23 protein-coding genes and 1 pseudogene are annotated in these 25700 nt (G+C 46.5%); 11 read left to right on the top strand and 13 right to left on the bottom strand.

All coding sequences use genetic code 11. The annotated features are described in order from the left end of the window. The first annotated feature begins 69 nt into the window (after positions 1–69). The 3 genes from ytaF to RE628_RS06570 all read left to right on the top strand — a co-directional run bounded on the left by ytaF (position 70) and on the right by RE628_RS06570 (position 2125). Positions 70–681, top strand: coding sequence for a sporulation membrane protein YtaF (gene ytaF / locus RE628_RS06580; protein WP_309157995.1), 612 nt, complete (start codon positions 70–72; stop codon positions 679–681). A 373-nt stretch (positions 682–1054) separates the two neighbouring features. Further along, complete coding sequence (locus RE628_RS06575; RefSeq protein ID WP_309157994.1) at positions 1055–1795, top strand: hypothetical protein; 741 nt, start codon at positions 1055–1057, stop codon at positions 1793–1795. 81 nt (positions 1796–1876) lie between these two features. Beyond that, a complete protein-coding gene (locus RE628_RS06570) occupies positions 1877–2125 on the top strand; it encodes an NHLP leader peptide family RiPP precursor (RefSeq protein WP_309157993.1) in 249 nt (82 codons plus the stop codon). Between the two features lie 44 nt (positions 2126–2169). Here RE628_RS06570 and RE628_RS06565 read toward each other — a convergent pair whose 3' ends face one another. The 3 genes from RE628_RS06565 to RE628_RS06555 form a co-directional block, all read right to left on the bottom strand. Continuing rightward, a complete protein-coding gene (locus RE628_RS06565; protein ID WP_309157992.1) occupies positions 2170–3966 on the bottom strand; it encodes an ATP-binding protein in 1797 nt (598 codons plus the stop codon). A 436-nt stretch (positions 3967–4402) separates the two neighbouring features. Continuing rightward, on the bottom strand, positions 4403–7624 hold the full coding sequence (locus RE628_RS06560; protein WP_309157991.1) for a cellobiose phosphorylase: 3222 nt from the start codon (positions 7622–7624) through the stop codon (positions 4403–4405). Positions 7625–7717: 93 nt separating this feature from the next. Further along, complete coding sequence (locus RE628_RS06555; protein WP_309159389.1) at positions 7718–8722, bottom strand: LacI family DNA-binding transcriptional regulator; 1005 nt, start codon at positions 8720–8722, stop codon at positions 7718–7720. 191 nt (positions 8723–8913) lie between these two features. On the opposite strand from RE628_RS06555, the gene RE628_RS06550 reads away from it, so the two are divergent. Next, positions 8914–9240, top strand: a complete 327-nt coding sequence (locus RE628_RS06550) for a hypothetical protein (RefSeq protein WP_309157990.1) — start codon at positions 8914–8916, stop codon at positions 9238–9240. Positions 9241–9245: 5 nt separating this feature from the next. On the opposite strand, the gene RE628_RS06545 is transcribed toward RE628_RS06550, so the two are convergent. Continuing rightward, a complete protein-coding gene (locus RE628_RS06545) occupies positions 9246–10328 on the bottom strand; it encodes a GGDEF domain-containing protein (RefSeq protein ID WP_309157989.1) in 1083 nt (360 codons plus the stop codon). 201 nt (positions 10329–10529) lie between these two features. Here RE628_RS06545 and RE628_RS06540 point away from each other — a divergent pair, with 201 nt between their 5' ends. The 3 genes from RE628_RS06540 (at position 10530) to RE628_RS06530 (ending at position 12191) form a co-directional block, all read left to right on the top strand. Continuing rightward, the gene (locus RE628_RS06540; protein ID WP_309157988.1) at positions 10530–10868 is read left to right on the top strand and encodes a L,D-transpeptidase; all 339 of its coding nucleotides are present in this window, start codon (positions 10530–10532) and stop codon (positions 10866–10868) included. 81 nt (positions 10869–10949) lie between these two features. Continuing rightward, positions 10950–11705, top strand: coding sequence for a threonine/serine exporter family protein (locus RE628_RS06535; RefSeq protein ID WP_309157987.1), 756 nt, complete (start codon positions 10950–10952; stop codon positions 11703–11705). Positions 11706–11735: 30 nt separating this feature from the next. Next, complete coding sequence (locus tag RE628_RS06530; RefSeq protein ID WP_309157986.1) at positions 11736–12191, top strand: threonine/serine exporter family protein; 456 nt, start codon at positions 11736–11738, stop codon at positions 12189–12191. A gap of 109 nt (positions 12192–12300) precedes the next feature. Here RE628_RS06530 and RE628_RS06525 read toward each other — a convergent pair whose 3' ends face one another. Continuing rightward, positions 12301–12588, bottom strand: a complete 288-nt coding sequence (locus RE628_RS06525) for a VanZ family protein (protein ID WP_309159388.1) — start codon at positions 12586–12588, stop codon at positions 12301–12303. 146 nt (positions 12589–12734) lie between these two features. On the opposite strand from RE628_RS06525, the gene RE628_RS06520 reads away from it, so the two are divergent. Beyond that, on the top strand, positions 12735–13658 hold the full coding sequence (locus RE628_RS06520) for an AEC family transporter (protein WP_309159387.1): 924 nt from the start codon (positions 12735–12737) through the stop codon (positions 13656–13658). Between the two features lie 91 nt (positions 13659–13749). Here RE628_RS06520 and RE628_RS06515 read toward each other — a convergent pair whose 3' ends face one another. Then, positions 13750–13926: a hypothetical protein gene (locus RE628_RS06515; protein ID WP_309157985.1), complete on the bottom strand. Its 177-nt coding sequence runs from the start codon at positions 13924–13926 to the stop codon at positions 13750–13752. A gap of 402 nt (positions 13927–14328) precedes the next feature. On the opposite strand from RE628_RS06515, the pseudogene RE628_RS06510 reads away from it, so the two are divergent. The 3 genes and pseudogenes from RE628_RS06510 (at position 14329) to RE628_RS06500 (ending at position 16821) form a co-directional block, all read left to right on the top strand. Further along, a pseudogene (locus RE628_RS06510) lies at positions 14329–14999 on the top strand (LemA family protein). Further along, the gene (locus tag RE628_RS06505; RefSeq protein ID WP_309157984.1) at positions 14996–15811 is read left to right on the top strand and encodes a TPM domain-containing protein; all 816 of its coding nucleotides are present in this window, start codon (positions 14996–14998) and stop codon (positions 15809–15811) included. The pseudogene RE628_RS06510 and the gene RE628_RS06505 overlap by 4 nt, the downstream one beginning before the upstream one ends. Before the next feature lie 278 nt (positions 15812–16089). Beyond that, entirely contained in the window at positions 16090–16821 is a 732-nt protein-coding gene (locus tag RE628_RS06500) for an HAD family hydrolase (RefSeq protein ID WP_309157983.1), read from the top strand. An 84-nt stretch (positions 16822–16905) separates the two neighbouring features. Here the strand turns inward: RE628_RS06500 and RE628_RS06495 are convergent, their stop codons facing one another. The 7 genes from RE628_RS06495 to RE628_RS29500 form a co-directional block, all read right to left on the bottom strand. Next, positions 16906–18906, bottom strand: coding sequence for a GTP-binding protein (locus tag RE628_RS06495; RefSeq protein ID WP_309157982.1), 2001 nt, complete (start codon positions 18904–18906; stop codon positions 16906–16908). A 361-nt stretch (positions 18907–19267) separates the two neighbouring features. After that, entirely contained in the window at positions 19268–20011 is a 744-nt protein-coding gene (locus RE628_RS06490; protein WP_309157981.1) for an amino acid ABC transporter ATP-binding protein, read from the bottom strand. A gap of 16 nt (positions 20012–20027) precedes the next feature. Further along, positions 20028–20687 carry an amino acid ABC transporter permease gene (locus tag RE628_RS06485; protein ID WP_309157980.1) on the bottom strand — a complete coding sequence of 220 codons (660 nt, stop codon included), beginning with the start codon at positions 20685–20687 and terminating at the stop codon, positions 20028–20030. Positions 20688–20707: 20 nt separating this feature from the next. Beyond that, positions 20708–21445 (bottom strand): amino acid ABC transporter substrate-binding protein, encoded by a 738-nt coding sequence (locus RE628_RS06480; protein ID WP_375143097.1) that lies wholly within the window; start codon positions 21443–21445, stop codon positions 20708–20710. 493 nt (positions 21446–21938) lie between these two features. After that, the gene (locus tag RE628_RS06475; protein WP_309157979.1) at positions 21939–22865 is read right to left on the bottom strand and encodes an S-layer homology domain-containing protein; all 927 of its coding nucleotides are present in this window, start codon (positions 22863–22865) and stop codon (positions 21939–21941) included. Next, complete coding sequence (locus tag RE628_RS29505) at positions 22850–24322, bottom strand: carbohydrate-binding domain-containing protein (RefSeq protein ID WP_375143047.1); 1473 nt, start codon at positions 24320–24322, stop codon at positions 22850–22852. Before RE628_RS29505 ends, RE628_RS06475 begins: the two co-directional genes overlap by 16 nt. After that, positions 24298–25683 (bottom strand): cellulase family glycosylhydrolase, encoded by a 1386-nt coding sequence (locus tag RE628_RS29500; RefSeq protein ID WP_375143096.1) that lies wholly within the window; start codon positions 25681–25683, stop codon positions 24298–24300. The genes RE628_RS29505 and RE628_RS29500 overlap by 25 nt, the downstream gene beginning before the upstream one ends. Positions 25684–25700: the final 17 nt, after the last annotated feature.

Here is a 25700-nt window from a genome sequence, read left to right as displayed (position 1 = left end):
GTACAAGAAACCAATAAGGACTCCTGGGCATATGCTGTGGCATCAAGCGAATTAAAAGGAGCGAATATCATGGACTCATATAGTCTAGCTGCTATCGTGGTCATCGGCCTGGCCTCCAACCTGGACAATGCCGGTGTGGGGATTGCCTACGGTGTCAGGAAAATCCGCATCCCCTGGTATTCCAATCTGACGATTTCCTTCATCTCATTTCTGGCTACCTTACTATCAGGTCTGTTCGGAAGTTGGATGTCCGCGTGGATTCAGCCTTGGATTGGACAGATGATCGGAACGGTCGTCATCGTCGGGGTAGGCATCTGGGTACTGCTACAGCCTTATTTTGAGAAGAAGCCCGCGCAGCAAGACAATGATGCAGGCGCGCTTACCCGCCTACTTCGTAACCCGGAGGAAGCCGATAAGGATAGCTCCCAGTCGATCAGTCTAGGCGAATCGATTCTGCTCGGGATTGCTCTGGCCATGAATGCATTGGCCGGCGGATTCAATGCCGGAATTACCCGCCTAAGCATATGGGGTACCTCTCTGTCCGTAGGCTTATTCAGCTTCATACTATTAGCCTTCTGTGCAGGCTTCGGTAAGAAATTCGCCGCCGAGAAGTTCGGCAACCGCGCAACGATAATCTCCGGAGTATTGTTAATCCTCATCGGTCTGCATCAACTCTTCTAAATATACGTGCTCCATCTTATAATACATGCCTGCTGCTGAGCCTAATCCTAACAAATCATTTCTGGATTAGGCCCAGCAGCGATTCCTGCACAACAAAACTATTTAAGTTCACAATTATCTAGTAAAATGGTTATATGTATGTACTCGCAAAGTTCATGTAAGGAGTGGATAAATTGGACTGGCTAACTCGTTATGAAGAAGATCTGGGCTTCATTTTCTCGCGGGCGGAATCGATTCTTGCCACGTTCCCGAGGAGTTCAGGAGCCCTGCCCTTAATTATCTGGACAAATTCCATGCGCTGAAGGAACAACGTTCCAAGAATTATATTTGCTATCTTCTGCCTTTCTGGCTCCATGAGGAAGTACCTAGCAGCTTGGACAATGTGCATCAGATTTCTATCGCTAATATTATGGGGATGCTGTATTACCACCTGATTGATGAGACGATGGACAACCCTATCCTAGTGTCGCGGCGACAACTTCCCTTAGCTCAGCTTATCCATTCGGAATTTATTAAGATCTACAGCGCACTCTTCCCCAGCCCTTCACCATTCTGGACATATTACGATAAGTACATAGGAGAATGGGCCATCGCGGTGACATACGAGAATGAACAACATTTCTTCCAGGAGAATCCTGTGCGCATAGGCCACAAAGCAGCACCCGTGAAATTATCTATTGCTGCAATGATGCTGCTATCGAACCAGGAGAATCTAATCCCTCAATTGGAGGAGGCTGTAGATCTAATACTTATTACTCTACAGATGATCGATGATTGGCAGGATTGGGAGAAGGATCTACTTGAGGGTAGCTCTAATTGCCTCGTGTCCATGATTCAATCGGATCTACATTTATCGGATCGAAGACCTAACGTGGAGGAGATCAAACAGGCCGTATATGTCGAGGGGTGCCTGATACGATATACTGACAAGGCTGATGCACTTCATAACACCCTGTCTAATATTATTCCTAACTTCCATCTTCTCTATGAATTCCACGCTTATCTCCGCAATCAATTGGAAGAAATAGCACGGAAAATTGAACAGGATCGCAGCATATTGCAGCGTGGCGGTCTGGAATACTTACTCTCTCAACAGTTGACTAAAGGCAAGTAATAGTCTGATTGATAGATTTACCGAATAATCCATGCTATACTGATAAGGAAAATTTAACTATTCTTTGAAAGGGTGATATCTATGACATCAGGATCCGTTCTTCAAAATCAGGTTATCCAAAGAGCGTGGGAAGACCCCGACTTCAAGGCACAACTTCTCAAAAATCCAAAGGCGGCTATTCAAGAAGTACTTGGTGTGATTCTTCCGGATCATATTAAAGTAACAACGGTTGAAGAGAATTCGAATGAGCTTTTTCTAGTACTGCCACCTAAGCCAACGGATGTCATAAAAGCCGAAGATATCCAACCTCAAGTTATGTGGGGTGAATAGCACCTCGCCTTTCGAGGAGTTGGGATTTGAGGTGTTGTTTTCTATCAGCTTTTGATAGCTGTTGGAAAGCAAACACGCACCTCAGTCCCAACTCCTTTTGTACTTGTAAATGAAATTTCCCCTTTCATAACCTCAATAATCCGGAAAGTTACCATAAGTCCAAGTCCAGTGCCCTTTGTCTTATTCGAGAAGTAAGGTTCGCCTAAGCGGGCCAGCACCTCAGGGTCCATACCTTCCCCGTTATCTTTAATATAGATATTCACCTGTTCCATATCCCCATGCGCCCAAATTTCGATTTCTCCTTCACCGTGAAGCGCCTCGATACTATTCTTGATAATATTAATAAATGCCTGCTTAAATTTAGATGAGCTTCCCTTAATATACAATTCACTTGGAATATGCACCGTTACCTTCCCACCCTGCAAATTCACAAGTGGTATGAGAATTCCTTCAATATGAATGAACTCTTCCAATACATTAAGCGTTGTAATCTTCCCGGCTTCCGGTTTGGCAAAGGTTAGAAAATCAGTAATAATTGAAGCTGCCCGATCCAGTTCATCAAGGGCCATGTTCAAATATAACTGATTCGACGACGTATTCTTCTCAGATAAGAGCTGCAAAAATCCACGCGTTACTTGGAGTGGATTACGAACCTCATGCGCAACAGAAGCTGCAAGTTCGCTAATAATCTCCATCTTTTCCGATCGTTGAAGCTCATTATTAAACATTTCTAACTGCTTAGAGTACTCTACGATTTGTTCATGATTACGAGCAAAACGTTTCCCCATTATCACAATAAGAGATAAGAGAAAGCTGACCACTCCCCACTTCCATAGGAACAAGTCATAGTACCCTTCCTTCAAATAAAACCAAATCAATTCAATAAGACTTAATCCAGCGAAAATGGCAAAACCGATGGAGAAAATTTGCGCTTCCTTGTTCCCCTTAACCGCATAGGTTATAGCTACGGCAATTAATAGAATAAATTGGAATATCATAATCAATCCTAGAGGAGTGGATGACATATACCTATATAGACCATAAATTTGATTATGTGTAAGTAAATTAATAACTAACAAAACGATACAGATTAATGAATAATAAAATTGGAACATCCGAAATTTCACAACAACTGACTTATAGCCATTACCAATCACTTTCTCAAAGAAATATGTAAATGCAGGTAGCAAAATATATAATGACAAATCGAATAAGGTTACATATACTTTTCCATACTCACCATACGTCGAATATAAGAATGAAGAATACGTGATCATAATGAAACCACAGGATAATATCACCAGGCAAAGAGCTACCCAAGTTGAGGCATACTCCGCATTAAGAAACACCGCACAAATAAGCATAGTAAATGCAATAAACATAAGACTGCTACCAATAATAAAATCACTTAAACTGCTTTTGACATACATATTATGTAAATTATAAAAATCGCCAACATATACCCCACTCTGAATACCGATTCTATTTGGTGTCTGAATACCAAGATATACCGTCTCTCCCTTATCAAGACGATCAGAAGGCAGTAGTACAACATTAACTGCATATTTATATTTCCTATGGGATTCATAGATTTTATGGTCTCCCTGTTTAACGATAATATCGTAACCATATATCTTTTTAAACAGCAATGAACTTTCTTTAGAGATAGCAGGGATCTTTATCTTAACCCATTGAGCTACTGCACCCTCAGGCCTTTTCAGCGTCTTGTCATCCGCCCTTACATGAATCCAGCCCTTCTCATTCTCCAACTGCTCAGTAGTCATTTCCGGATCGAAATGATCCATCCATAGAACCTGCCATTCATCAATTGTCTGATCCACACTCTTTTTATTATTTGTACTTTCTATGAAGAAGACACTGAAAACGGCAATTACCACTATAAAAATAGTAGCTAAAACTTTTACAAAACCTTTCATCCTAGCACCTCTAACCCTAAATTAGCAAGCTACGCAGTCACAATAAATAATTCGATACTTTCCACGCTAAACCTTCAATTATATGGAAGAAATACATAATAAAATCAGTTCATATCCAATATGTAACAAACAAAATCTATTTTAACGTGATTGCCGCATTTAATCTATGAATACTTTTGGGCAAGTTGTACCCTATTCCGCAATATTGTTGGAGCGTTGTTGTCCCTATACACAACATCGTATCTGTTTCACCGTAAGACGGCAACAAGTAAAAAAGATAGCCTCTGACCATGTCAGAAGCTATCAGAAACTACCAATGGCTATTTGATCAATATAGCCTCTAACCGAGTTCGATCCGAATCGCAGCAAATTCACCTGTCCGGATCTCTTCTGCTAACCTACCGCTGATTACGGGAGCATCTACTAGAATGCTATTGCCGTCTTTACGCCGTAGGGCAATGGATTGAATCAATACCCGGTCCGGGCCATACGTATTTCTTCTACTCGGATTATGATAAGTCACATCTGTTGTTCCCAAGAACTTGAACGAGACTTCTCCCTGTTCATCGAACAACCAGCCCGGTAATGACGGAGCAAAAGCCAATTGCAGTTCATCTTCCTCTATTCGGAATACATGTGGCCCTGCCATCATCATCATCCATATGCTGATAAATTCAGCCGTAGAGCCACTAAGTCTGGCCACAAAGCCCCGACCATGCACCTTAGGGTCTGGATTGACACTGGTAGCGATAAAGGACGAATTCTCCAGTGTGCTGCGGCCATATACCGCCGGATCAAGGAACGGAATCAATGAGGTTCTCATCTCATTATAGAACTGTTCCTGTAACCCACTCTTCAGCAGAGCAAGCAGATATTTATAGCTCATATGCAGGAATACGGATTCCCGCTCCAGCCAGCCTGCAGTAAAAGCGCGGATACGTCCGATCTCATGGCCCTCTCCTTCAAGACTCACCGAAGTTTTATACATTTGAATCTTGTCGTCGAACAGATCACTGCGGCGAATTTGCTCATAGGCTCTTCTTGCTTCTTCCGGATCATTCAGCGTCTTCATCCAACGTGCCGGACCCTCAAGAAAATGCGGAAGCGGTCTTGGATCAAATCGTTTGACCTTAGCCTTCGGCAGGCCGTAACCGCTAATGACAGGTTTACCCTGTTCATCAACAACAGCTTCATATTTTACCGCCTCAAATACAAAATAAGTTGGCGTTAATCCGTTTCCGAACTGAATCGCCAGCTTAATGCCTTGATCAAGCTTCTGTTCTATCTGGCGATAAGTTGACAGTAATTCACCTGCCTTCAGTATGACTTCCTCTCCGCTAATACCGAATCGGATCTCGTCGCGATATTGCTCACGGGCCGAGGCCACCTGATCCCAATAATCAAAATCCGTCAATTCACCGGACAAGTTCTGCGTTAAATATCCGGCTACTTTCTGAAGAAGAGTGGCCATTTCCTTAGGCAATCCGACCCGTTGATCTGGCGATTCCGCAGCCGCCTCCAACACGAACTTCACGATTCGCGTCAATTCGAAAGTCTCGCTCATGCCTGAGCCGAACAAACCTGGAATGCCGTTCATCGCATCGTTCCAGCCGGGTTTATTACCCTCCATCTCGATCCCCATCCCATAAGGATCCAGTGTGGCAAACTTCACCAGGGAGAGAGACAACAGCTTAACGAATAGATTCGTACGATAAACCTCTCCGCTGCCATACCCGGTTTTCAGCCAGTTCGTACGCTTCAAAGACAACCCAAGCTTCTGCATTTTCTCCTCATCATGGATCGTTGCCCCATACTGGCGAACCTGGTCGCCATTCAGCACATACTTCTCGCTGCGTGGTAGAACTCGAACCGGGCTATCAAAGTAAGTGTAATCCTTCTCCTCGAAGAGCATTCCCGCTTTGTGATCCGGGAAAATATCCAGATAGCTATCGATCAGATCCATATTATACGTCCAGTGATCCGACCAGTAGCCTTCTCCGAAGGAAGCCTCAATATTCTGAACAGCCAACTTCAAAATCCCGGTAAGCAGTTCTTCTTCGCTAACATTCAGTTTCACACAGCGGCTAGCCACATAAGTGATTATCTGGCCTGGAGTAAACTTGCCAAGACAGATCTTCTCAATCTCCTGCCGGTGAGAATGAAGTGCAGTTTCGAGCCATTCCTTCAGCTGCAACGCCTTATCAGAAGGTACCTGGAAGCTTGTGCCCTCCACACTCAATGGGTTGTACCCGTCAGCCTGAATTAGGCTAAAGAAGGTTCTGATATTGAACGTCCCGACCCTTGGATTGAAGTAAATATCGCTACGCCGGTTCTGATTCGCATCGCGGAAATTCCCGTTGCCCTGTGAATAGAATTCTGGAGCGATCGAGAAGAAATTGTAATCCCGTTCAGGATCGCCATGCTTGCGTGAATATAAATGTATGACGAAGCCGTTCTCTCCATTGTCGAATATAAACGGGTAGCCTCCGCGTAAGAAGTTATCAAGATAGCTCTGTCTGCTATACGCATCAAAGAGCGGCTCGGCAGTTCTTGTCGCGATATCATCGGTTAATTCCTCCGTCAGTGTGCCCGCTTCCGTATACTTCTCTTCTACATAAGCCGGGGATGTGATCGAGGATACCTTCTGATTCAATCGATCCAAACTGTCGAAATGCCCAATTAATGTATAGATAATTTTGCTCTGTCCTGGTTCCAGGGATACTTCCGTTCCGCTAAAGCCACACGGTACTTTATTGGTACAGTACTGGGCCTCCCCCTTGAGCTCAGTAATCGAATGGTCGGCAAAGCGGTCGGGATAACCGAGCGATGTATTATCACCAAAGATAATCTCAAAATCAGCAATCGGTTGGATAAGCTGCCCTTCATCGTTAAAAGATAAATAGAAGTGCCCACTCTTCACCTCGCTGACTTCAGCCTCGTCACCTGTACTGGAACGTACGCGGTAGTATGGAACGCCTCTGTCCAGATTCTCAACCTCCATCCAGCTGCGTAACAGGTTACCTATCTCCTTATACCCTGAATTCTCCACTCCGTACGGGAGTATTTCTGGCATCCCATCAAGAACTTCCATATGAATCGGCTGACCAGTAATATTCGTCAGCTCAACCTTACGAACAAGCGCAGCAAAATCATCATTTGGAATATGAAAATAAGTCACCTTGATCTGCAAGCCTTTGGATGCATGAACCTCTGTAATACTAATCTCATTTGGGCGAATTTCCATTCTACGCACGGCGTCACAATCTGGAGCCGCGCTCTGAAACGGTTCATATATGGAATCCGCCCCGTCTATTTTAATGAACGTTCGGAACCCCTTCATCGATACCGATTGATAGGAGATGCTGGCAGGGGAAAATTCCATAATCGGACTGTTCTTGTCGCGAATCCCGAAGCTGCAAATGGCCTGGCCCCGATTCGCATAGAAAGTCCACATCGGAATCCCCTTCAGCCCAGCAATTCCTGGGAGGAAGCTGGAAAACGGCCTTGCTTTATCAAACTGCTCAATTACAAATGCGTGGTCTTTAAATGCATACTTAGGCATTGATAATTGCACTCCAATCTATTTAGGTTTCGTTTTTAATTACGAAAATCGAAACCGGTTTCGATTTTCGCTAAAAAAAAGAGAACCGGAACATCACCGCGAACGGCATGAATCCCGGATTACCAACTCGACCGGAATAACGGCCGTTTGTACCTCTGTTCCGCCTTCTATGGAATAGATTAACATGTCGGCAGCTCGCTTGCCAAGTACATATGTATCCTGTCGGACCGTAGTTAAGGCCGGTGTTAAATATTTCGCCATTTCTATGTCATCGAAACCAATCACTGAAATATCCTCCGGTACCGATAGACCATGAGCTTTAATCGCACCAATCGCACCAACTGCGAGATTGTCCCCAGCTACAAAGACCGCCGTAGGTAGCGTATCCGACTTCAGCAGCTCCTCCATCGCAATTCGTCCGGATTCCACTGTATAGTCATAGCTTCCTTGTACAACCCTCTGTGCTTGAATGGGTAAGCCCAATTTCTGCATCGCCTGTATGTAGCCCTGCATCCGCTTCTCTCCTGCAAAGGTCTGACCACCGTTAATATAGGCAATATCCCGATGACCAAGCGAATATAAATATTCAATCGCCTCAATGCTTCCCGCGACATTATCCGAATAGACTGTACTCTTGCTGTCGGATTCTTGATCAAGCAGTACACAAGGGATGTCGGATTCCAACAGTTCAATGAAATACGGGTCCGTATAATCCGGGAGTACAATGACAACGCCGTCTACACCGCGGATTTTGCAATGCTCAAGATAGCCACTCTTCTTGCCGCCAATATCTTTGGAGACAAACATCAGGTCATATCCTTTAGAGGTGGCTACCTTCTTGAAGCCCTCGATTACCCCACCGAAGTACGGGTGCAAAATCCCGGCTCCAGAGGATTCAATGAACAAGATGCCAATCGTCCATGAACGCTTCGTCGTCAAAGACCGGGCATGAGCATTAGGCAAATACCCAAGTTCCTTAGCAGTATCCATAATGATCCTTCTAGTCTTCTGGCTGACATCTGAATAACCGTTGAAAACCTTGGAGACCGTTGTCGGGGAGAACCCTGTTTTTTTTGCGATATCGTATATGGTAACTATAACTTCTCACCTCCTGCATCGTCGCACGATTCATGGAAATTGTAGTCGTCCTCCAATTTGAAGTCAATAGTTAGATCGGAATATCGGCATACAGGCAAGTGTTCAAATTCACGGTTGAATCCGAGAAATCCGGGCAAACTTCCCATAAGACAACTCAATATCCTTAGAAACTATACTGGAGGAACTTCATCATGAACGATAACGATAACCAGAAGACGACCGGTGATCTTGCTTACGAACAATATAAGCTGCTTGCAGAATATCGCTTCGAGAACGATATCCCGAAGAGCGATGCACTCCCCTTTGATACCCGAATTACTCAAGGCATAAGCGAACCCGGCCCTAAAGACAATAGCAATGACGATCGCGAAGGATCTTTCCCGGATATTCCCGATGCAGATGAGCTACAGTCGGATACCCCTGTCGATCCTGCTATGCCCGACATTGATACGACGATGCACGGTATAGATCTCTTGAATGGCTACAACGGAGAGGAAGTGGAGGCAGATCGCCACTAACACTTCTATTCCCTGTCCACCCCTACCTGATTCCTCCCGCCTTCTTTAGCAGAATACAGCCGCTTGTCAGCTACCTCCAGTAATAGTTCCCTGCCGGTATCGGGATAAGTCGAACAGCCGATAGATACCGTAACATGCAGCCTCGTCCCATCCTTTAACGTGAATACTGTGTTCTCCACTGTTCTTCTGACCCTCTCGGCGATTGCTCTTGCCTGAGACGAATCGCCGTCCTCCACAATAGCCACGAATTCTTCCCCTCCCCAACGGGAGATCTGATCTCGCTGCCGGAAAGCGCTCCTTAACACCTCGGCGAACTGCGACAGCACCGCATCCCCAGCTTCATGTCCGTAGGTGTCATTAACCTTCTTGAAATAATCAATATCCATAATCATCAAAGAGAAAGGTCTTTGATAGCGATCAGAAGAAGCGATCTTCTGGTCCAGAGTGACTTCGAATGCTCTTGAATTATAGAAGCCGGTGAGAAAGTCCCGATTCGCTGCTTCATGCATGATACGCAAGGATTCCGCGGAATTTTGCAAATATTTCAGCATGATGTAAATGAACATCCCCACTATGCTATAGCAAATAACAAACCTACTTAGTGTAATGAAGTTCTGATTATTAAACATAAGATGATAAATAGCGGAGGACATAAGTAGTGTTAACCCCAGTGTCCAGAGCCATCTGCTCAGTGAGAGTTCATTGCGCCGGATAATCAGGCATGACAGTATGAAAGCAACAGCATCAGCAAGTCCACCGACCCATAGCGGATAGTTTGCAATATTATTTTGAAAAAAGATAAATTCAGAAATGATGATCAACAGCACAGTGACGAGACCAGATACCCATCCTCCTATAAAAACGGAGATCATGATGGCAAACTCCCGGAAATCGACAGATACCGTCTCTTCTACAGGGAAGTTATAGAACATCAGCATAATGCCTAGCCCGCCAAGAACAAGCCCTGTCATCAAATCCTTCAGCGGATTACGAATCCAGTCCCTGCTTGCAAATTTACTCCAAAGTATATTTCCAAAGAACAAAAAGGCTGTCAAAAGTGTGAAGTTGTTAACTATGCTCTTAATCATGGTTGGGCAGATCACTCCAAGGAGACACGATCCAGGGCACCTGTAATGCTGCCTGGATTCCAGAATAATAGTAAGCATATCATAAAAAGAAATGAAATTAATGGTAAAGAAAGAGTAAAATTTTCTGTTTTTCGACAATTGTCTACAATACCCCCCACTTTCATTAATGAATCAATATTTTAATTCAAGGGAGGATATTTTATGCCTAATTATCGCATCATTGTGGATGTATCGGATCGTCAACTCTACTTGTTAGATGGTGATACGGTGGTCAAAGGCTATCCGATTGGTGTCGGCAAAATGCTCACTCCAACTCCAGTTGGAGACTATGTCATTATTAACAAGCAACCAAATCCAGGTGGCCCCTTCGGTGCTTTCTGGATGGGATTATCTAAGCCACATTACGGCATTCACGGGACGAATGATCCCTCGTCTATCGGCCATATCGTCTCGCATGGTTGTATTCGCATGTATAACAGTGATGTACTGGAGCTTGCCTCGCTTGTGTCTGTCGGAACCCGAGTAACGATACGTGATTAACGGAGGAATAAGTAGGTATTACGCATTAGGGAACACTCATGTTATAATGACTGCAGTTATTTTGAAAGGACGGGAGCAGGTTTGGACAGCAAGGCTGCAGCTACATATGATCCTATCGATATTTGTCTTCTTGCAGGGCGAATCATGCTGCAAAGCGGGGCAGAGACATACCGGGTGGAGGATACGATGATTCGGATCGCCGACGCATTAAATCTGACCCCTTCGCAAAGCTACGTTACTCCTACTGGCATCATCTTTCAGTGCGGAGAAGAGCAGCAAGCGAAGCTGATTCGGGTACAGGACAGGACAACGGACCTGCAGAAGGTGTCTAGGGTGAACGATATCTCCAGGAAATTGTGCAGTCATGCACTATCAGTAGATGATGCCTACAAGCTATTGACTGAGGTTGATACCGTGAACCAGGCTTATCCCGTATGGGTACAAATTGCAGCCGCAGCTCTATCGAGTGGTTGCTTCACTTATATGTTCAAAGCGGGTTTATCCGATTTCATCCCCGGAGTACTATGTGGCGGACTAGGATTCACGGCATTTATCTTACTGCATCGTTGGGTGAAGGTAAGATTTTTTGCCGAATTTGTTGCCTCTTTACTGATCGGACTGCTCGCGTTCCTGCTCGTCTCTATTGGAGTCGGTTCGCAGATGGACAAGATTATTATTGGCTCAGTGATGCCGCTTGTACCTGGTCTGCTGATTACAAATGCGGTCAGGGATTTGATGGCTGGCCATTTGGTCTCAGGATTGTCTCGCGGGGCGGAAGCTTTTCTGACCGCCTTTGCGATCGGTTCAGGTGTTGCTGTGCTATTCACAATATTCTAATTTATCGGAAAGGGAAGGCTTAATTCGCATATGACGCTTATTCTGCAGCTTATTACCAGCTTCCTCGCCAGCGCCGCTTTCGTCGTCATCTTCAATGCACCTCGACGCTCCTTACTACAGTGCGGTCTGTCCGGGATGTTAGGCTGGGCCGCTTACTATTTGCTGACCCCCCGCATCGATACGATATTTGCCACCGTCACGGCGACCTTCATCGTTGGGGTGATCAGCCAGTTCTTCGCCCGTATCTACAAGAAGCCTGTTATTATTTTCAGCGTTGCGGGAATTATACCCCTCGTTCCTGGTGGACTAGCTTATGACGCGATGCGAAGATTCGTAGAAAATGATTACAATGCGGCTGTTCAGCTCGCCGCCCAGGCATTTCTCATCTCCGGCTCCATTGCCATCGGACTTGTAATATCCGAGGTTCTAAATCAGCTGATCCGCAAAATCCCAATTCGTATACCTCATAAGATTCGCAACAAATAGACCCTCAGTTCGATTTATCAGAACTGAGGGGTTTGTTTTTTTGCTCTCATCGTCATACAATTTGATTCCGATATGTCTAGGATGTCATCTTGTATATGCAATAAAGATATTAGAGGCGCAATCTCGCCACAAATATTAAATATAATAAAACAGGTAATCCTATTGCTGATAGTATTGTGATTGCAGTACGTACTTTTTTCTCATCTGGTAATATAAACAATAAAAACTTATACCCTAAAATACCAACTAATCCACCCAAACAATTTAAAATTAGGTCATCAATGTCTGATGCTCCAATGCCTAAAAGCCCCTGAATGATTTCAATAAATAAACTCACTATAAATATAAATAGCAGATTGGTTATTACTCTTTTTATCCTTTTTAAATAATGAAACATATGTGCCAAGAAGAATAAAGATAACTATAAGCCAACCCTACGGTAAAACCATTCTACTATATCTTTATTTATATGGGATAATGAAATGAATCTTAGAAAAATATCGAACTTAAGACATATGGTATAGGAAGAGGATGAACTCCAAGATGATTATTGATATATTGCTAAATGTCGTGCTACCCATTTTCGTACTAATCGGAATCGGGGCCCTGATGCACCGCGTCTTTCAGCTTGATCTATACACATTAGCCAAGATCAATTTCTACTACATTACTCCGGCTGTCGTATTCCTTAGCATGTACCAGTCTGAGATGTCGGCGGAACTGCTCGGAAGCGTAACCTTATTCTATGTACTATATATTGCTTTGCTTTATGGAGTCAGCTCCCTTGTCAGCCGCAGAATGAAATTCACTCAAGGCATGAAGGCTGCTTTTACGAACAGCCTGCTGCTCGACAATTCGGGGAACTACGGACTGCCGGTGAATCAGCTTGCCTTCAAGGGTGATCCTCTGGCAATGTCCCTACAGGCTCTTATCATGACTTTCCAAAGTCTCGTCACCTTCACCTATGGCGTGATGTCTATTCAGAAAGCCAAGAGCGGCGGCAACCTAAAGGCGGCTCTAACCGGATTCTTGAAAATGCCGGTACCTTACGCACTCGTACTGGGACTGATCTTCCATGTGCTGAACCTGCCGCTGCCAAACTTCGTCTCGAAGCCTTTAGGCTATATGGCCGACTCGATGGTCAGCATCGCGCTCTTAACACTGGGGGCACAGATCATTAAATATCCGCTGCGGCTGGATCGACTGGACGTATATATCAGTGTATTTCTTCGTCTGCTCATAGGTCCTGTAATCGGCTTCGCACTGGTTATGCTGCTCGGCATGCGGGGCATTCCCGCTCAAGCATTGCTGATCGCTTCCGGTATGCCAACCGGAGTCAACAGCACGATTCTGGCTGAGGAATACAATAATGAGCCTGATTTCGCTTCACAGACGGTACTTATCTCCACCCTGCTGAACATTGTAACGATTACCGCTCTCATCTCCATCGCGAAGCATATCTTATAGAGGTTTCACGCAATACAACAAAAAAATCAGGGATTATCCACAGAATCAACGTACCAGCGGATATCCCTGATTTTTATTTTTCATGATTTGTCTAGGCTTGTGCTTTTCCGTTCAGCTCAAACGCTGTTTGGTGCAGTTCTCTGATCGACATGTGCAGAAAGTGACTTTCTTGTCTTCCTAATCCGTATTGGTTCTCCTTGGCGATCAATTCACCAATTCGTCGTTTTAGCATTTCACTTCGGCGCTCCAACATCTCATGATTACGCAAGCAAAGTCATCTCCTCTAAGTTATGGTCACGATTAATAAACACAATTTCTAGTATAGGACTTTAACCATCTCAGGGAAAATCCTATACATCGCCTTCAAGTTAAAAATATAACAATTCAAGGCGCCCTGATTCGTCTCATGAATAAGATCCTTAGACATCCTCTCTCATCCTCTCGCATAGTACCAATCTCTCTTGCAAGTTTTACTCCCTTTCTGAAAATACAGTTATTTTCATCAAGTTATGAAACTATGTACTGTCTTGATCGTAAAAATGAATAGTTCGAGAACTAGTCCCATACAGTACTAAGAGGTTTAGTTTTCGAGAATAGGGTACAGGTTATATACTATATAAGCCATTTTTGGCGCAACTTATATAGTAACAAATGAGAAGGAGAGAAAATAATGAATTCAAGAAGAAGAGGCTGGGTAATACCAGTGGTCATTATCGTTGCTGTTATCGTCATCTTCATCGGCATGTTCGCAGGTAAATATAATAAGTATGTCACTGCAGAAGAGACGGTGGACCAGCAATGGAGCAAAATTGACGTTCAGTTGCAACGCAGATATGATCTGATTCCGAACCTGGTCAATACAGTGAAAGGCTACGCGGAACATGAGAAGGAAGTCATTAAGTCTGTATCCGATGCACGTGCGGCTTTGGGAGGAGCAGAACACCGGCAGAAATGGCCGATGCCGACTCTCAGCTCTCAAGTGCACTCAGCCGCTTACTCGTCGTAGTCGAGAACTATCCTACACTTAAGGCAGATACGCAATTTACTCAACTGATGGACGAATTATCAGGTACGGAGAACCGTATCGCGGTTGCCCGGAACGACTATAACAATGCAGTTGCTGATTACAATAAGCTGATCAAGCGTTTCCCTGGCAATATGTTGGCCGGCATGATGGGCTTCGAGAAAAGAACTTATTTCGAGACGACGACGGAATCGAGAACTAACCCAGAGGTTGATTTCGGCACAGGAAATACGTCGCTTCGCTTCGATGACAAAGCTGTTCCTGCGAACGGTGTATTCGCATCAGCAGTCGTACCGATGGCCGGTGCAAGCGCATGACCAGCAACTCGAAGCGGCTTCTGCGGAATCTGTTCCGGCCTGGTCTGCTTCTGCTGGCAATCATCTCCCTGCTCTTTCCTTACAGTCTAGTCGCTAATGCAGCCCCGAAAATCCCCACTCCTCGCGGAGATATCTATGTACAGGATTTCGAGAAATTGCTGTCCAGAGACCAGATTAATGAGCTGAACAGACTGGGACGGGCGCTCGAAGATAAGACGAAAGCGCAAATCGCCATCTTAACAGTGACTTCACTAGATGGCTATTCCGTGGAGGATTATGCATTGCAAGCCTTCCGACAGTATCGTCTGGGCGATCAGAAATTGAACAACGGGGTACTGCTACTCCTATCGATGGAGGATGGAGAACCCGGTAATCGCCCACTTCGAATTGAGGTTGGATACGGTCTGGAAGGGGCTCTACCTGACGGGAAAGTCGGGAGAATTCTCGATCAGGTAACGATTCCATATCTCGTCCAGAACAAGCCTGGCGATGCCATCGTAGAGACCTACAAGGTACTCTATAATGAAGTCGCCAAAGAATACGGTGTAGAAGATCAATTAACCCCGCAAAATGTAGTCGTTCCGGAATCTTCAGGCGGTGAGAGCGGTGATCTGCCTCTCGGCTGGATCATCTTGATTGTCGTCTTCCTAGCGATCGACTTCATCTTCTTTGGTGGCCGGTTTACCTTTCTCCTGTTGGCCATGCTTAGTCGTGGTGGCGGCCGAGGAGGCGGAGGCGGATTCGGCGGCGGGGGCTTCAAAGGTGGCGGTGGAGGCTCTTCAGGTGGCGGAGGCGCAAGCCGAAGATTCTAAACTTACGGTTCCAAAGTGTGTGTTCAAAAAGGTCAGTTTTCAGCACCGAAGCTTATGCTTCCGATGTGCGTTTTTTCAAAACGCTTCAGTTGGATGAAGCTAGAGACTGAGGAGCGGAGCTACACGTTTTCGTAGAAAACGACTTCGAGAGCATAGACTTGTAGTTTGTACGTGAGCACCGGAAGGCCCCTTGAACTACCTCTAATTAGCGAGCAGCTTGTCCCTTTATCCGGTATAATGTCATGTAGAACATACTTGAAGGAGAGAGTCTCTAGAACATGAACATACCATCATCACAAGCTGCTCTATCCCCGCGGGCCGTATTCTTCGATGTAGATGACACATTGTATGATCATCTCATCCCGTTTCGCCAAGCACTGCAAAATGTACTTCATACGAATGATCAATTCCCCTATGCGGCAGCTTATCATCGGATGAGATATTATAGCGATTACTTATCAGCACAAGCAGGGGGTACGCCAACTCATGGTAACGTACTTCTGGAAATGCGGCGTAACCGATTCAAATTTTCCTTAGAGGAATTCGGTCTGCACCTCACAGATTCACAAGCAGACATGGTGCAGGAAGAGTACTTGCAGCATCAATTCACAATCCAATTATTCGACGGAGCCAAGGAGCTAATCGAGCAATTAAAAGATAGAGATGTTACTGTCGGACTGATTACGAACGGACCGCCACAGCATCAAATGCAGAAGATCACCGCTCTAGGAATTCGGGATATGATCCCCGCCGATCTCATTTTCATCTCCGGGGCGGTCGGAATCACCAAGCCGGACCGCGGATTGTTCGATCACGTCGCTGGGAAGCTCGGACTACCTACCGACGCCTGCTGCTACATTGGCGACTCCTGGCGTAATGATGTCATCGGCGCCTTGAACGGCGGCTGGAATGTGATCTGGTTCAATCATCGCGGGGTCAATCCAGAATCCGAGCATCGTCCTCATTATGAGGCTGCAAGCTATGATGAACTAGCCGCCCTTCTACTATAGAAGGGAATCATATATGAAGACGGGGTACGCCCCTCATAGAAAAAAAAGCGCTGCAGGATGAAATTCATCCTTGCAGCGCTTTTCTTACGCTAAGTATATATTTGGCCTGATCCAGCGGATTAACCCCCGGCGCTGCCTTACTGCCTTCACTTCTGGCGGACAAGGCTCATAGCCGTCGAAGAAGGAAGCGAATGTACTGCGTCCCTTCGTATAGGAACTAAGTTCCACTGGATAATTCAGCGATGTCGCAAGTGGCACTCTTCCCTCAATCAACATCCGGTCTCCTTGTAGTACCGGTGGATCGAAGATACCGCGCATCTGCACCAGATCGTTCATAACCCGGCCCCCATTCTCCTCCGGGACGATGATGCGCACGCGAAGCATCGGCTCGAGCAATGTTGTTCCTGTATTCGCCAAGCCATCCATCATCCCCATCGGCGTCGCCACAGCGAAATCGAGCGGATGCGTATGCCATACATGATGCTGACCATATACCAAGGTCACCTTCAGATCTGTCACTTCCCAGCCATAGAGTCCTTGCATAAGTGCTTCCGGAACCCGTCGCTGTACCTCGTTCTGGTACTGTGCCAGCAAATCCTCGCTTTTGACCTGTGATTCGTAGACCAGCCCGCTCCCCCGAGGTCCCGGCTCTATCTTGAAACGCAATATTGCCCAGCAAGGCTTAGGCATCGTATAGGCGATGAAGCCTTCACCGCTCTGCACCGGCGTCTCCTTATAGATGACCGAAGGCTGTCCGAAGGTCACGGCAAGTCCATATCGCGTCTCTAAAATACTACTTAGAATTTCGAGCTGAATCGGTCCCATTACCTTGACATGCAGCTCACGTTCATCCTGCAGCCACTGTACATCAAGCAGTGGGTCCTCATCGGAAAGTTCCTGCAGAGCCTGAACGACTTGCGGATATTGTTCTTCATTCGCCCAATGGACACGGACCGTCAGCAATGGTACTGCGAGATGGGCCTCCGGCGGAATCGCCTCCGGTCCCCCCAGCACATCCCCGATTCGGACCTGCGTCAGACCGCAGACGGCGGCAATATCCCCCGCTTCAAGCAGCCCAAGATCTTCGGTGCGCCCTCCTTCGACCTTACGGATTTGCGTTACCTTCTCCTGAATACCTTGCGTATGATTGTATACAACATCCCGGTTACGCATACTTCCTTCATATACACGGACATAAGCCATGCGCCCCATCGTCTTGTCCCGTTCTATCTTGAAGACAATACCGGATAGGTTCCCTTCCGGATCACCGCCCGTAGCCGGCAAATATTCCACAATTGCGTCAAGCAGAGCCGAGATGCCAAGACCGCGCGAGGCTGCGCCATACATGACTGGGAAAATACGCGCCTTCCTGATCAGTTCACAGATAGTGCTCATCCATCGTTCAGCTGGGATCAGATCATTTTCATTTTCCAAATATGCTTCAAATAGGTCCTCATCCCGTTCCGCGAGAAAATCGTATAACCGGGTACGCGCCTCTGCAAGAGATCGTTCTTCCTCTTTACTCATATCGAGACCATTTATAGAAATCCCATCTATCAGCTGTGCCGCACCGCGGAATTTCTGCTCACTTCCCAATGGCATCTGTAGAGGGATAATGTCGGGAGAGAGATGCTTACGAATTTGCTCCAATACCGCCCCCGGATCAGCTCCGACCCGATCCATCTTATTCACAAATAGCAAAGTCGGGATACCAAGCCTCCGCAATCCATTCCAGATTATCTCCGTCTGTGCCTGTACTCCTTCCACTGCCGACACGATGAGTACAGCGCTATCCATCACGCGCAATGAGCGTTCCACCTCAGACAGAAAATCGACATGCCCCGGTGTATCTACTAAATTAATCTGAGCCCCATTCCAGTAAAATGTGGTAAGCGCAGATCGTACGGAGATGCCACGCTGCCGCTCCACGTCCATAGAATCAGTCAGAGCCGTTCCCTCATCAACACTTCCCAGTTCCCGGGTCCGGCCACTCTCAAATAATATATGCTCAGTCGTCGTCGTTTTTCCCGCATCCACATGCGCAAATATCCCGACGTTCAGCCGTTTCATTCTGGTTTGTGCCATACTGTGTTCTCCTTACTAGGGGTGTTCAATTGTCTACAAATAATAAGTGTTCAAAAAGTTCGGTTTTCAGCACCAAGAAGATTGGATGAAGCTAGGGACTGAGGAGCGGAGCGTACGTTTTGAGTACGTGAGCACCGGAAGGACCGGCTGAATTCAAGATTCGATGTCCAATATGCTCTCAGTGTTACTTCGTGATCAAAAGCGGGCTTTTTGAACTACCTTATAATGATTAATCATTATAACCGACATGGTCATCCCTTGATATAAGAAATTCAAATCCTCCCCACAGAAAAAAAACGAAGCACCCCGCGGCGCCCCGTTGTATGATTTTACCCAAACAGCCAATTTGCACATCTTATCCCTATATTACTCTAGTTAAAAAAGCCTTTGTCCGCTCATGCTGCGGATGATCGAATATTTGCTCCGGCGTTCCTGCTTCAATGAACTCACCGTCTGCCATGAACATAACCCGATCCGCTACTTCGCGCGCAAATCCCATCTCATGGGTAACCACGATCATCGTCATATGCTCCTCAGCTAGCTGCTTCATTACTTCGAGCACCTCACCAGTCAACTCCGGATCAAGTGCCGATGTCGGCTCGTCGAAGAGCAGTATCTCTGGACTCATCATCAGTGCCCGAGCAATCGCCACCCTCTGCTTCTGCCCGCCAGATAGATTGGCTGGATAGACATTAGCCTTATCAAGCAGTCCGACCTTCTCCAGCAATCCCGAAGCTTTATCACGCAGCTCTGCCGCGGGAAGCTTCTTCACTAGCCGTGGTGCAAGCTCCAGATTATCACGTACCGTCAAGTGAGGGAACAGATTAAAATGCTGGAACACCATTCCCATGCGTGACGTAATCTCCTTCACCTTGGGAGCGGCAGAGTAATTTCCATCCTTGACCAGAAACTCCCCACCAATTTGAATGCTGCCGCCATTGATCTTCTCCAGATACGCTAAGCTGCGCAGCATCGTACTTTTTCCTGAACCAGAAGGACCGATGACGGCGACCACTTCCTGCGCATTGACCGATAAGGATACATCCTTCAGCACATCTACGGCACCGAACGATTTTCTAAGATTCATAACCTCTATGATTGCCATACGATTCTACGTCCTTTTATTCGAATTTGAGCTTCCGCTCAAGTACTTTGAACAGCAAGGTCAACACTAGCGTCATCAACAGATATATAACCCCCGCTACAAAGAAAGGCACAATCGTAAAGTCGCGGTTCACCGCAGTCTGGGCGAAATGCAGCAGCTCCGGCACCGCAACAGCATAGAGCAGAGCAGTGTCCTTCACAAGGGTAATCGATTCATTGGCTACCGCCGGCAGAGCGATTCGGAACATCTGCGGAAGCACAACCCGCGTCGTTGTATGCCATTTGCTTAGGCCTAATACTTGAGCCGCTTCATACTGTCCTCGATCAATCGCCAGCAAGCCGCCGCGGAAGGTCTCGGCAAAATAAGCGCCATAGTTCAAAGTAAAGGCTAGACAAGCAGCGACGAAGCGATCCATCACCAAATATTGTCCAATCCCCGGGATGACAGGCAGTCCGAAGCAAATGACGAGCATTTGCAGCAACAGAGGTGTACCCCGCATGACGTAAATATAAGTATGCGCCAGCCATGCCAGCGGCTTCATTTGGCTCTTCACCATTAAGGTGACGAGGAATCCGAGCGGGATGGACGTAATTATGGCCAGAAAGAACAGCAATACGGTCATTTTCACGCCTTCCAGCATAGGTCCAATGATCTCTAAGATGTAGTCCAAGCTCATATTAAGCGTCTCCTCACGATCTATTTCAGCACTTTATCCTCGCCGAACCATTTTTTAGAAATCTCAGCTGCAGTCCCATTGCTGTTCAGATCATCAAGTGCCTGCTGTAGCTTGTTCAGTAGCTCTTCATTGCCTTGCTTCACACCTATACCATAGAGTTCAGGAGCCAACGATTCATCCAGAATCTTGAACGTCCCTTCCTCTTGCGACAAATAGTAGCGCGCTACCACTTCATCAATAATAACCGCATCAAGACGCTTCGTCTTGAGGTCGCTTAATGCTAGAACATTATCTGAAAATTCCGATACGGTCTTGATCTTGTCTTTGATCGGATTGGCATCCAGCGCATCGGCAGCCGACGACTGAGCCTGTAGACCAACAACCCTACCTGCCAGATCATCCACCCCAGCAATCTCCGAGTTCGCCAACGTCACGATAACCTGGCTATTCTCCAGATAAGGCTTCGTGAACAGCACCATAGCTTTGCGTTCATCTGTAATCGTATATCCGTTCCAGATTAAGTCGATCCGGCCACTCTTCAGCTCGGATTCCTTCGCCTTCCAATCGATTGGCTGGAACACAGCTTCCTTGCCCATCTTCTCTGCGGCAGCTCTAGCATAATCTATATCGAAGCCTACGATATTATTATCTTTATCCCGGAAGCCAAGCGGAGCAAATTGATCATCAATACCGATCACCAGCTTGTTCTCATTCTTACCTGACCCTGATGCACCACATCCGGCTAAGGCCACAAACATCGCCAACACAATTAAACTAATTAATCCCGTCTTCTTCATCATTCTCTCTCCCCCATAAATACTCAATAATCCGAACAAACGTTGTATTCTGAAAGTAATATTGCCTATAGTTCGGTTGCTTTTATATGATTACTGTACTCCAAACGCTTTAGTTCGTTACCACGTTATCAGGACTCTATAATAGCACACTACTGTAAAATAGTCGATAGAAAGAAGTCATTTCCAACTAACCTAATCTACTAAATAAAAAAGATGGAATAATGCAGGTTTTTAGAAATGAATCGGCCTGTTTTGAGAAAAAACTGCGATAACGCATCTTTTTTACCTCCGCCCATGAACATTAAAGATAAACTTTGAGCGGAAGCGATTGCGCGGCTGTTCCCGACTTGGCACAATGTGTGCGACGCGGTAACTCTCCCTACAAACAGCAAGGGCTGCCCCATGATCATAGATATGACCATGAGGCAGCCCATCCCGCAAATTTTGACCCCGATTATGCGTTAATCATTCTAGCAATCAGCTGAGCAGCTTCCGCACGGGTAGCCTGGCTCTGTGGTGCAAATTGTCCGTTAGCCCGCCCCATAATGAGGCCAAGCGCATGCGCTTCTGCTACAGCCTCCCGAGCCCAAGAACTGACGCTCGCTTGATCTGCAAACTCCGCAACAGCCTCTCCAGAATTCCCCTTGCCCCTGCTGTATTCATAGGCACGTAACAGAATTGCAGCCATTTCCTCACGGGTAATCGTTGCCCTAGGGTCGAAGCTCGAAGCGCTACGCCCATTTACGATCCCCACTTCACTAATAGCCATAATTGCTTCCGCATACCAGTCTGCAGCCTCTACATCAGTAAAAGTTGTCTCCGTATGACCTGTTGCTTCGATCCGTAGCGATCTGGCGATCATTGCAGCAAATTCCGCACGGGTAATCGGCTTATCAGGTGCAAATTGCGCTGCGCCCGTCCCCTCGATAATATGCTTCGCAGCCAATAGCTTCAGTACCGGTACCGCCCAATGCGTTCCAGCAACGTCACTAAAGGACATATCATAGCTTAATGGTCCATATACACCGTTCGTAGTCAGATCTGCCACCAGCTTGTCGTCTTGCGTCGTACCGCCAATATACTTAATAAGCCCGTCGGAAGAGATGAGGTACATACCGATCAAATCCTTATTCACAGCCGCATCTACATTTAAAGTCATGATGAGTGGTTGCTTAAATCGATCCAGCTTCAGGACAGGATTATCCTTCCCAGCGGTGATAGATAGGGAGAAATTTATAATTACTCCCGCTGCACGTACATCTACTTCTTCGCGACTATTGATCCGATCCAACAGAAGAGAACGGTCTCCATCCGTCATCCTGTTGAATTGAACCGTAATGACCGCATTCTTTAATTGTTCCTCTGTTAACAGGGCCTGCAATTGTTTAAAGACCGTCCCGGTAACTGAAGTATGAAATCTTCACCCTTCAGTACAATAACCGTCCTATCACTAATCCCTGTTGCATTCGCAGCAAAAACTGCTTGCTCCGCCCCTTTGGCGATTTCTACAGTAATCTTGCCGTCTTGATCCGGCTCAGGAAGGACGATAATCTCACTGCCCGAATTTCCCGAAGAGGCACTGCCACTATTACCGCCACTACTGCTATTACCAGATGTACTTCCAGGATTGCCGCCATTATTACTTCCACCGCTATTCGACTTATAAGGAGTAGCCTGCTTCTCCACAGAGTTCGCACTTTCTCCCACTTCGTTGACAGCGGACACTACATAATAATAGGTGGTTCCATTACTTAATCCGGTATCCTTATAGCTCGTTGCTTGAACGTGAGCTGCCACTGTCGTATAAGGCCCGCCCGATTGAACAGCACGCTTCACAATATAATATTGGGCACCGACAGCTACCTCCCAGTTCAGTGCTACGAATCCGTCACCTGCTTTTGCCTCTAGGCCACCAGGAGCTGCGGGCACTGCTACATCCGATTCTCCCGCAAATCTGACATTATCGATATACAATCTTCCTACGAAATCACTGTTCACATCTGCAAATATAAGAATCATATTCCGCAGCTCCGTATCGTCTGCGATACCGCTGATTTCACGCATATTTATACTCACCGGATAGTGGTACACGGAGTCGGTTACCGCTGCACCTACCGTCTGATCGAACTCTATATTATAGCTCGTTGGAGCTTGCTGCCAGTAACCTGCGCTAGGCGGTTGGAATACAAGATTAATCGCCATCGCTCCCGCACTTGCCCGTTCAGGCTCAATATACAGATCGAACTTAACATAATCATAATCTTTACGAACGAGTCCATCCTTATATAACTCCAGCCTAGGCGCAGATGCCCAGCCGTCTGAAGGCTTAACATCTGGATAAGCGAGCTCCCAAGAGAGAGCCTTCGAGCCTTGGACCTCCTCTATCGTAAGCGGACCCTTAACTGCTGATTCCGGATTCCAGTCCCAGCCTTGCCGTGTACCGTCTTCGAAATCAGAAGGGAGTGCGGCCGTTCCTTTCGGTGCATGAATGACAGGCAGCTCTACTTTGGTACCTGACACTGTAATGTTGTCTAGCGAGATTTCGTTCGTATCCTTCGCCCCAATGAACAGAATCAGATTATTCATCACATTATTTACCGTACTTGTGGCAATCGTCTCGAGTGCAGGTGAATCCTCTGTAGTGATGTAGAGAACTGCCTTGTATTTATCACCATACGGTACAAAATCCTCTTCACCTACTCGTACAGCTCGTTCCGGGTTTGCCCATCCTGATGAAGGTCCTTGCGGAATCGCCGCGATGGATACCGTCGTCTTCTCGTCTACGATGACATCCATAGATAATTGTTCTGCGCCTAGGATATTAGCGGTCTTCCCCAACCATCCGCAGATAAGCGAATATTAGCCCAATAATTCCCCTCGCTTGTATCCGTGCTCACGTTCAACCCAGTAATCTGCAGAGCATCATCCACGTTGCTTAATGTAATACTCCCTGGATTCGGACTATCTTGATTTACCCCAAATCCTTGAGTCGTTCCATCATCAAAATCCCACAGTACTTGAGAATATTTATTCCGGTCGATCGGCTCATATGTTATCCCCTTGATTCTTGCCCTCACATATTCGCCGGACACGGTCAACTCCGGAATCGACCAGACCTGGTCACTGCCGGGATCAAGGCTGGTTGCCGGCTGCTTGCCGAGTTCCAGTGGCATAAAAGCCGCCGAAGTCTCGTTCTTGTTCGTTAGCGACCAGTTCACCCAGCTGATGTTGTTCTCATTCAAGAAGCTAAGCCACTGATCGGTTTCCTGCAGATATGGTCCGCCGTCCCCGCTCGCTTGACTCGTACCCCATTCAGTCACAAAGATCGGGACACCGTGCTCCAGCGCATATCTGGCATTGCTCATTACATTCGTTCTATCCGAGCTATCCGCAGCAGGCATATGTGTCCCTGTGTAGAAATGCACCGTGTACATGATGTTATCCGCTTGAATCGGATTATCTGCAGCCAGATCCGGACGCTGACTCCAGTTCGGTGTACCCACAATGATAATATTGTTCTGGGCATTTTCTTCACGCAACATCTCTACAATCGGTTCGGCATAATCCTTAACAGCCTGCCATCCCGCAGCATCATTTGTTATTCCAGGACCGTCAGTATTGTTCGAACTAGGTTCATTGGCCAATTCATAGATGATATGCTCATCATTTGGGTAAAGCGCAGAAATATCTCTGAAGAATTCCATAGCTCCGCTATATATGTCCGCCCTCGGATCCCCAGGTGCATGCACATGCCAATCTACGATTACGTACAGGTCATTGGCGATCGCATATTCAATTCCCTGGATCACGCTCTGCTTGATCTTCTCTTTATTTGCCGGTGTACCATATCCGTTCTCACCAACATACATCGCCAGCCTGATCACATTGGCCCCCCAATCATTAGCCAAAGCCGCAAATGCATTATCGTTAATGATCTCCGGGAACCACTGCAATCCATGTGTACTCATTCCCCGTAATTGGATCGGATTCCCGTTCTGGTCGGCAAGTGTCTTCTGTCCGTCAATTTCGACAATCTGCAAAGCGCCCCCTAACGATGGCTTCACCGCTGGAGACACAATCAAGCTTGAGTTATCGCCTGTTTCACTACCTTCCGGCTCCGCAGCAGCCATCATTGGTACAAGCGAGCTTAATAGCACAATCGTCATCATCATCGCTATCATCCGCTTCCTGAGCTTCATTCTCACAATCAGCCCTC

The organism is Paenibacillus sp. D2_2 (genome assembly GCF_031199965.1).
GTDB lineage: Bacteria > Bacillota > Bacilli > Paenibacillales > Paenibacillaceae > Fontibacillus.
The sequence above is the reverse complement of the archived record's forward strand: the minus strand, read 5'-3'. Positions and strand labels throughout refer to the sequence as shown.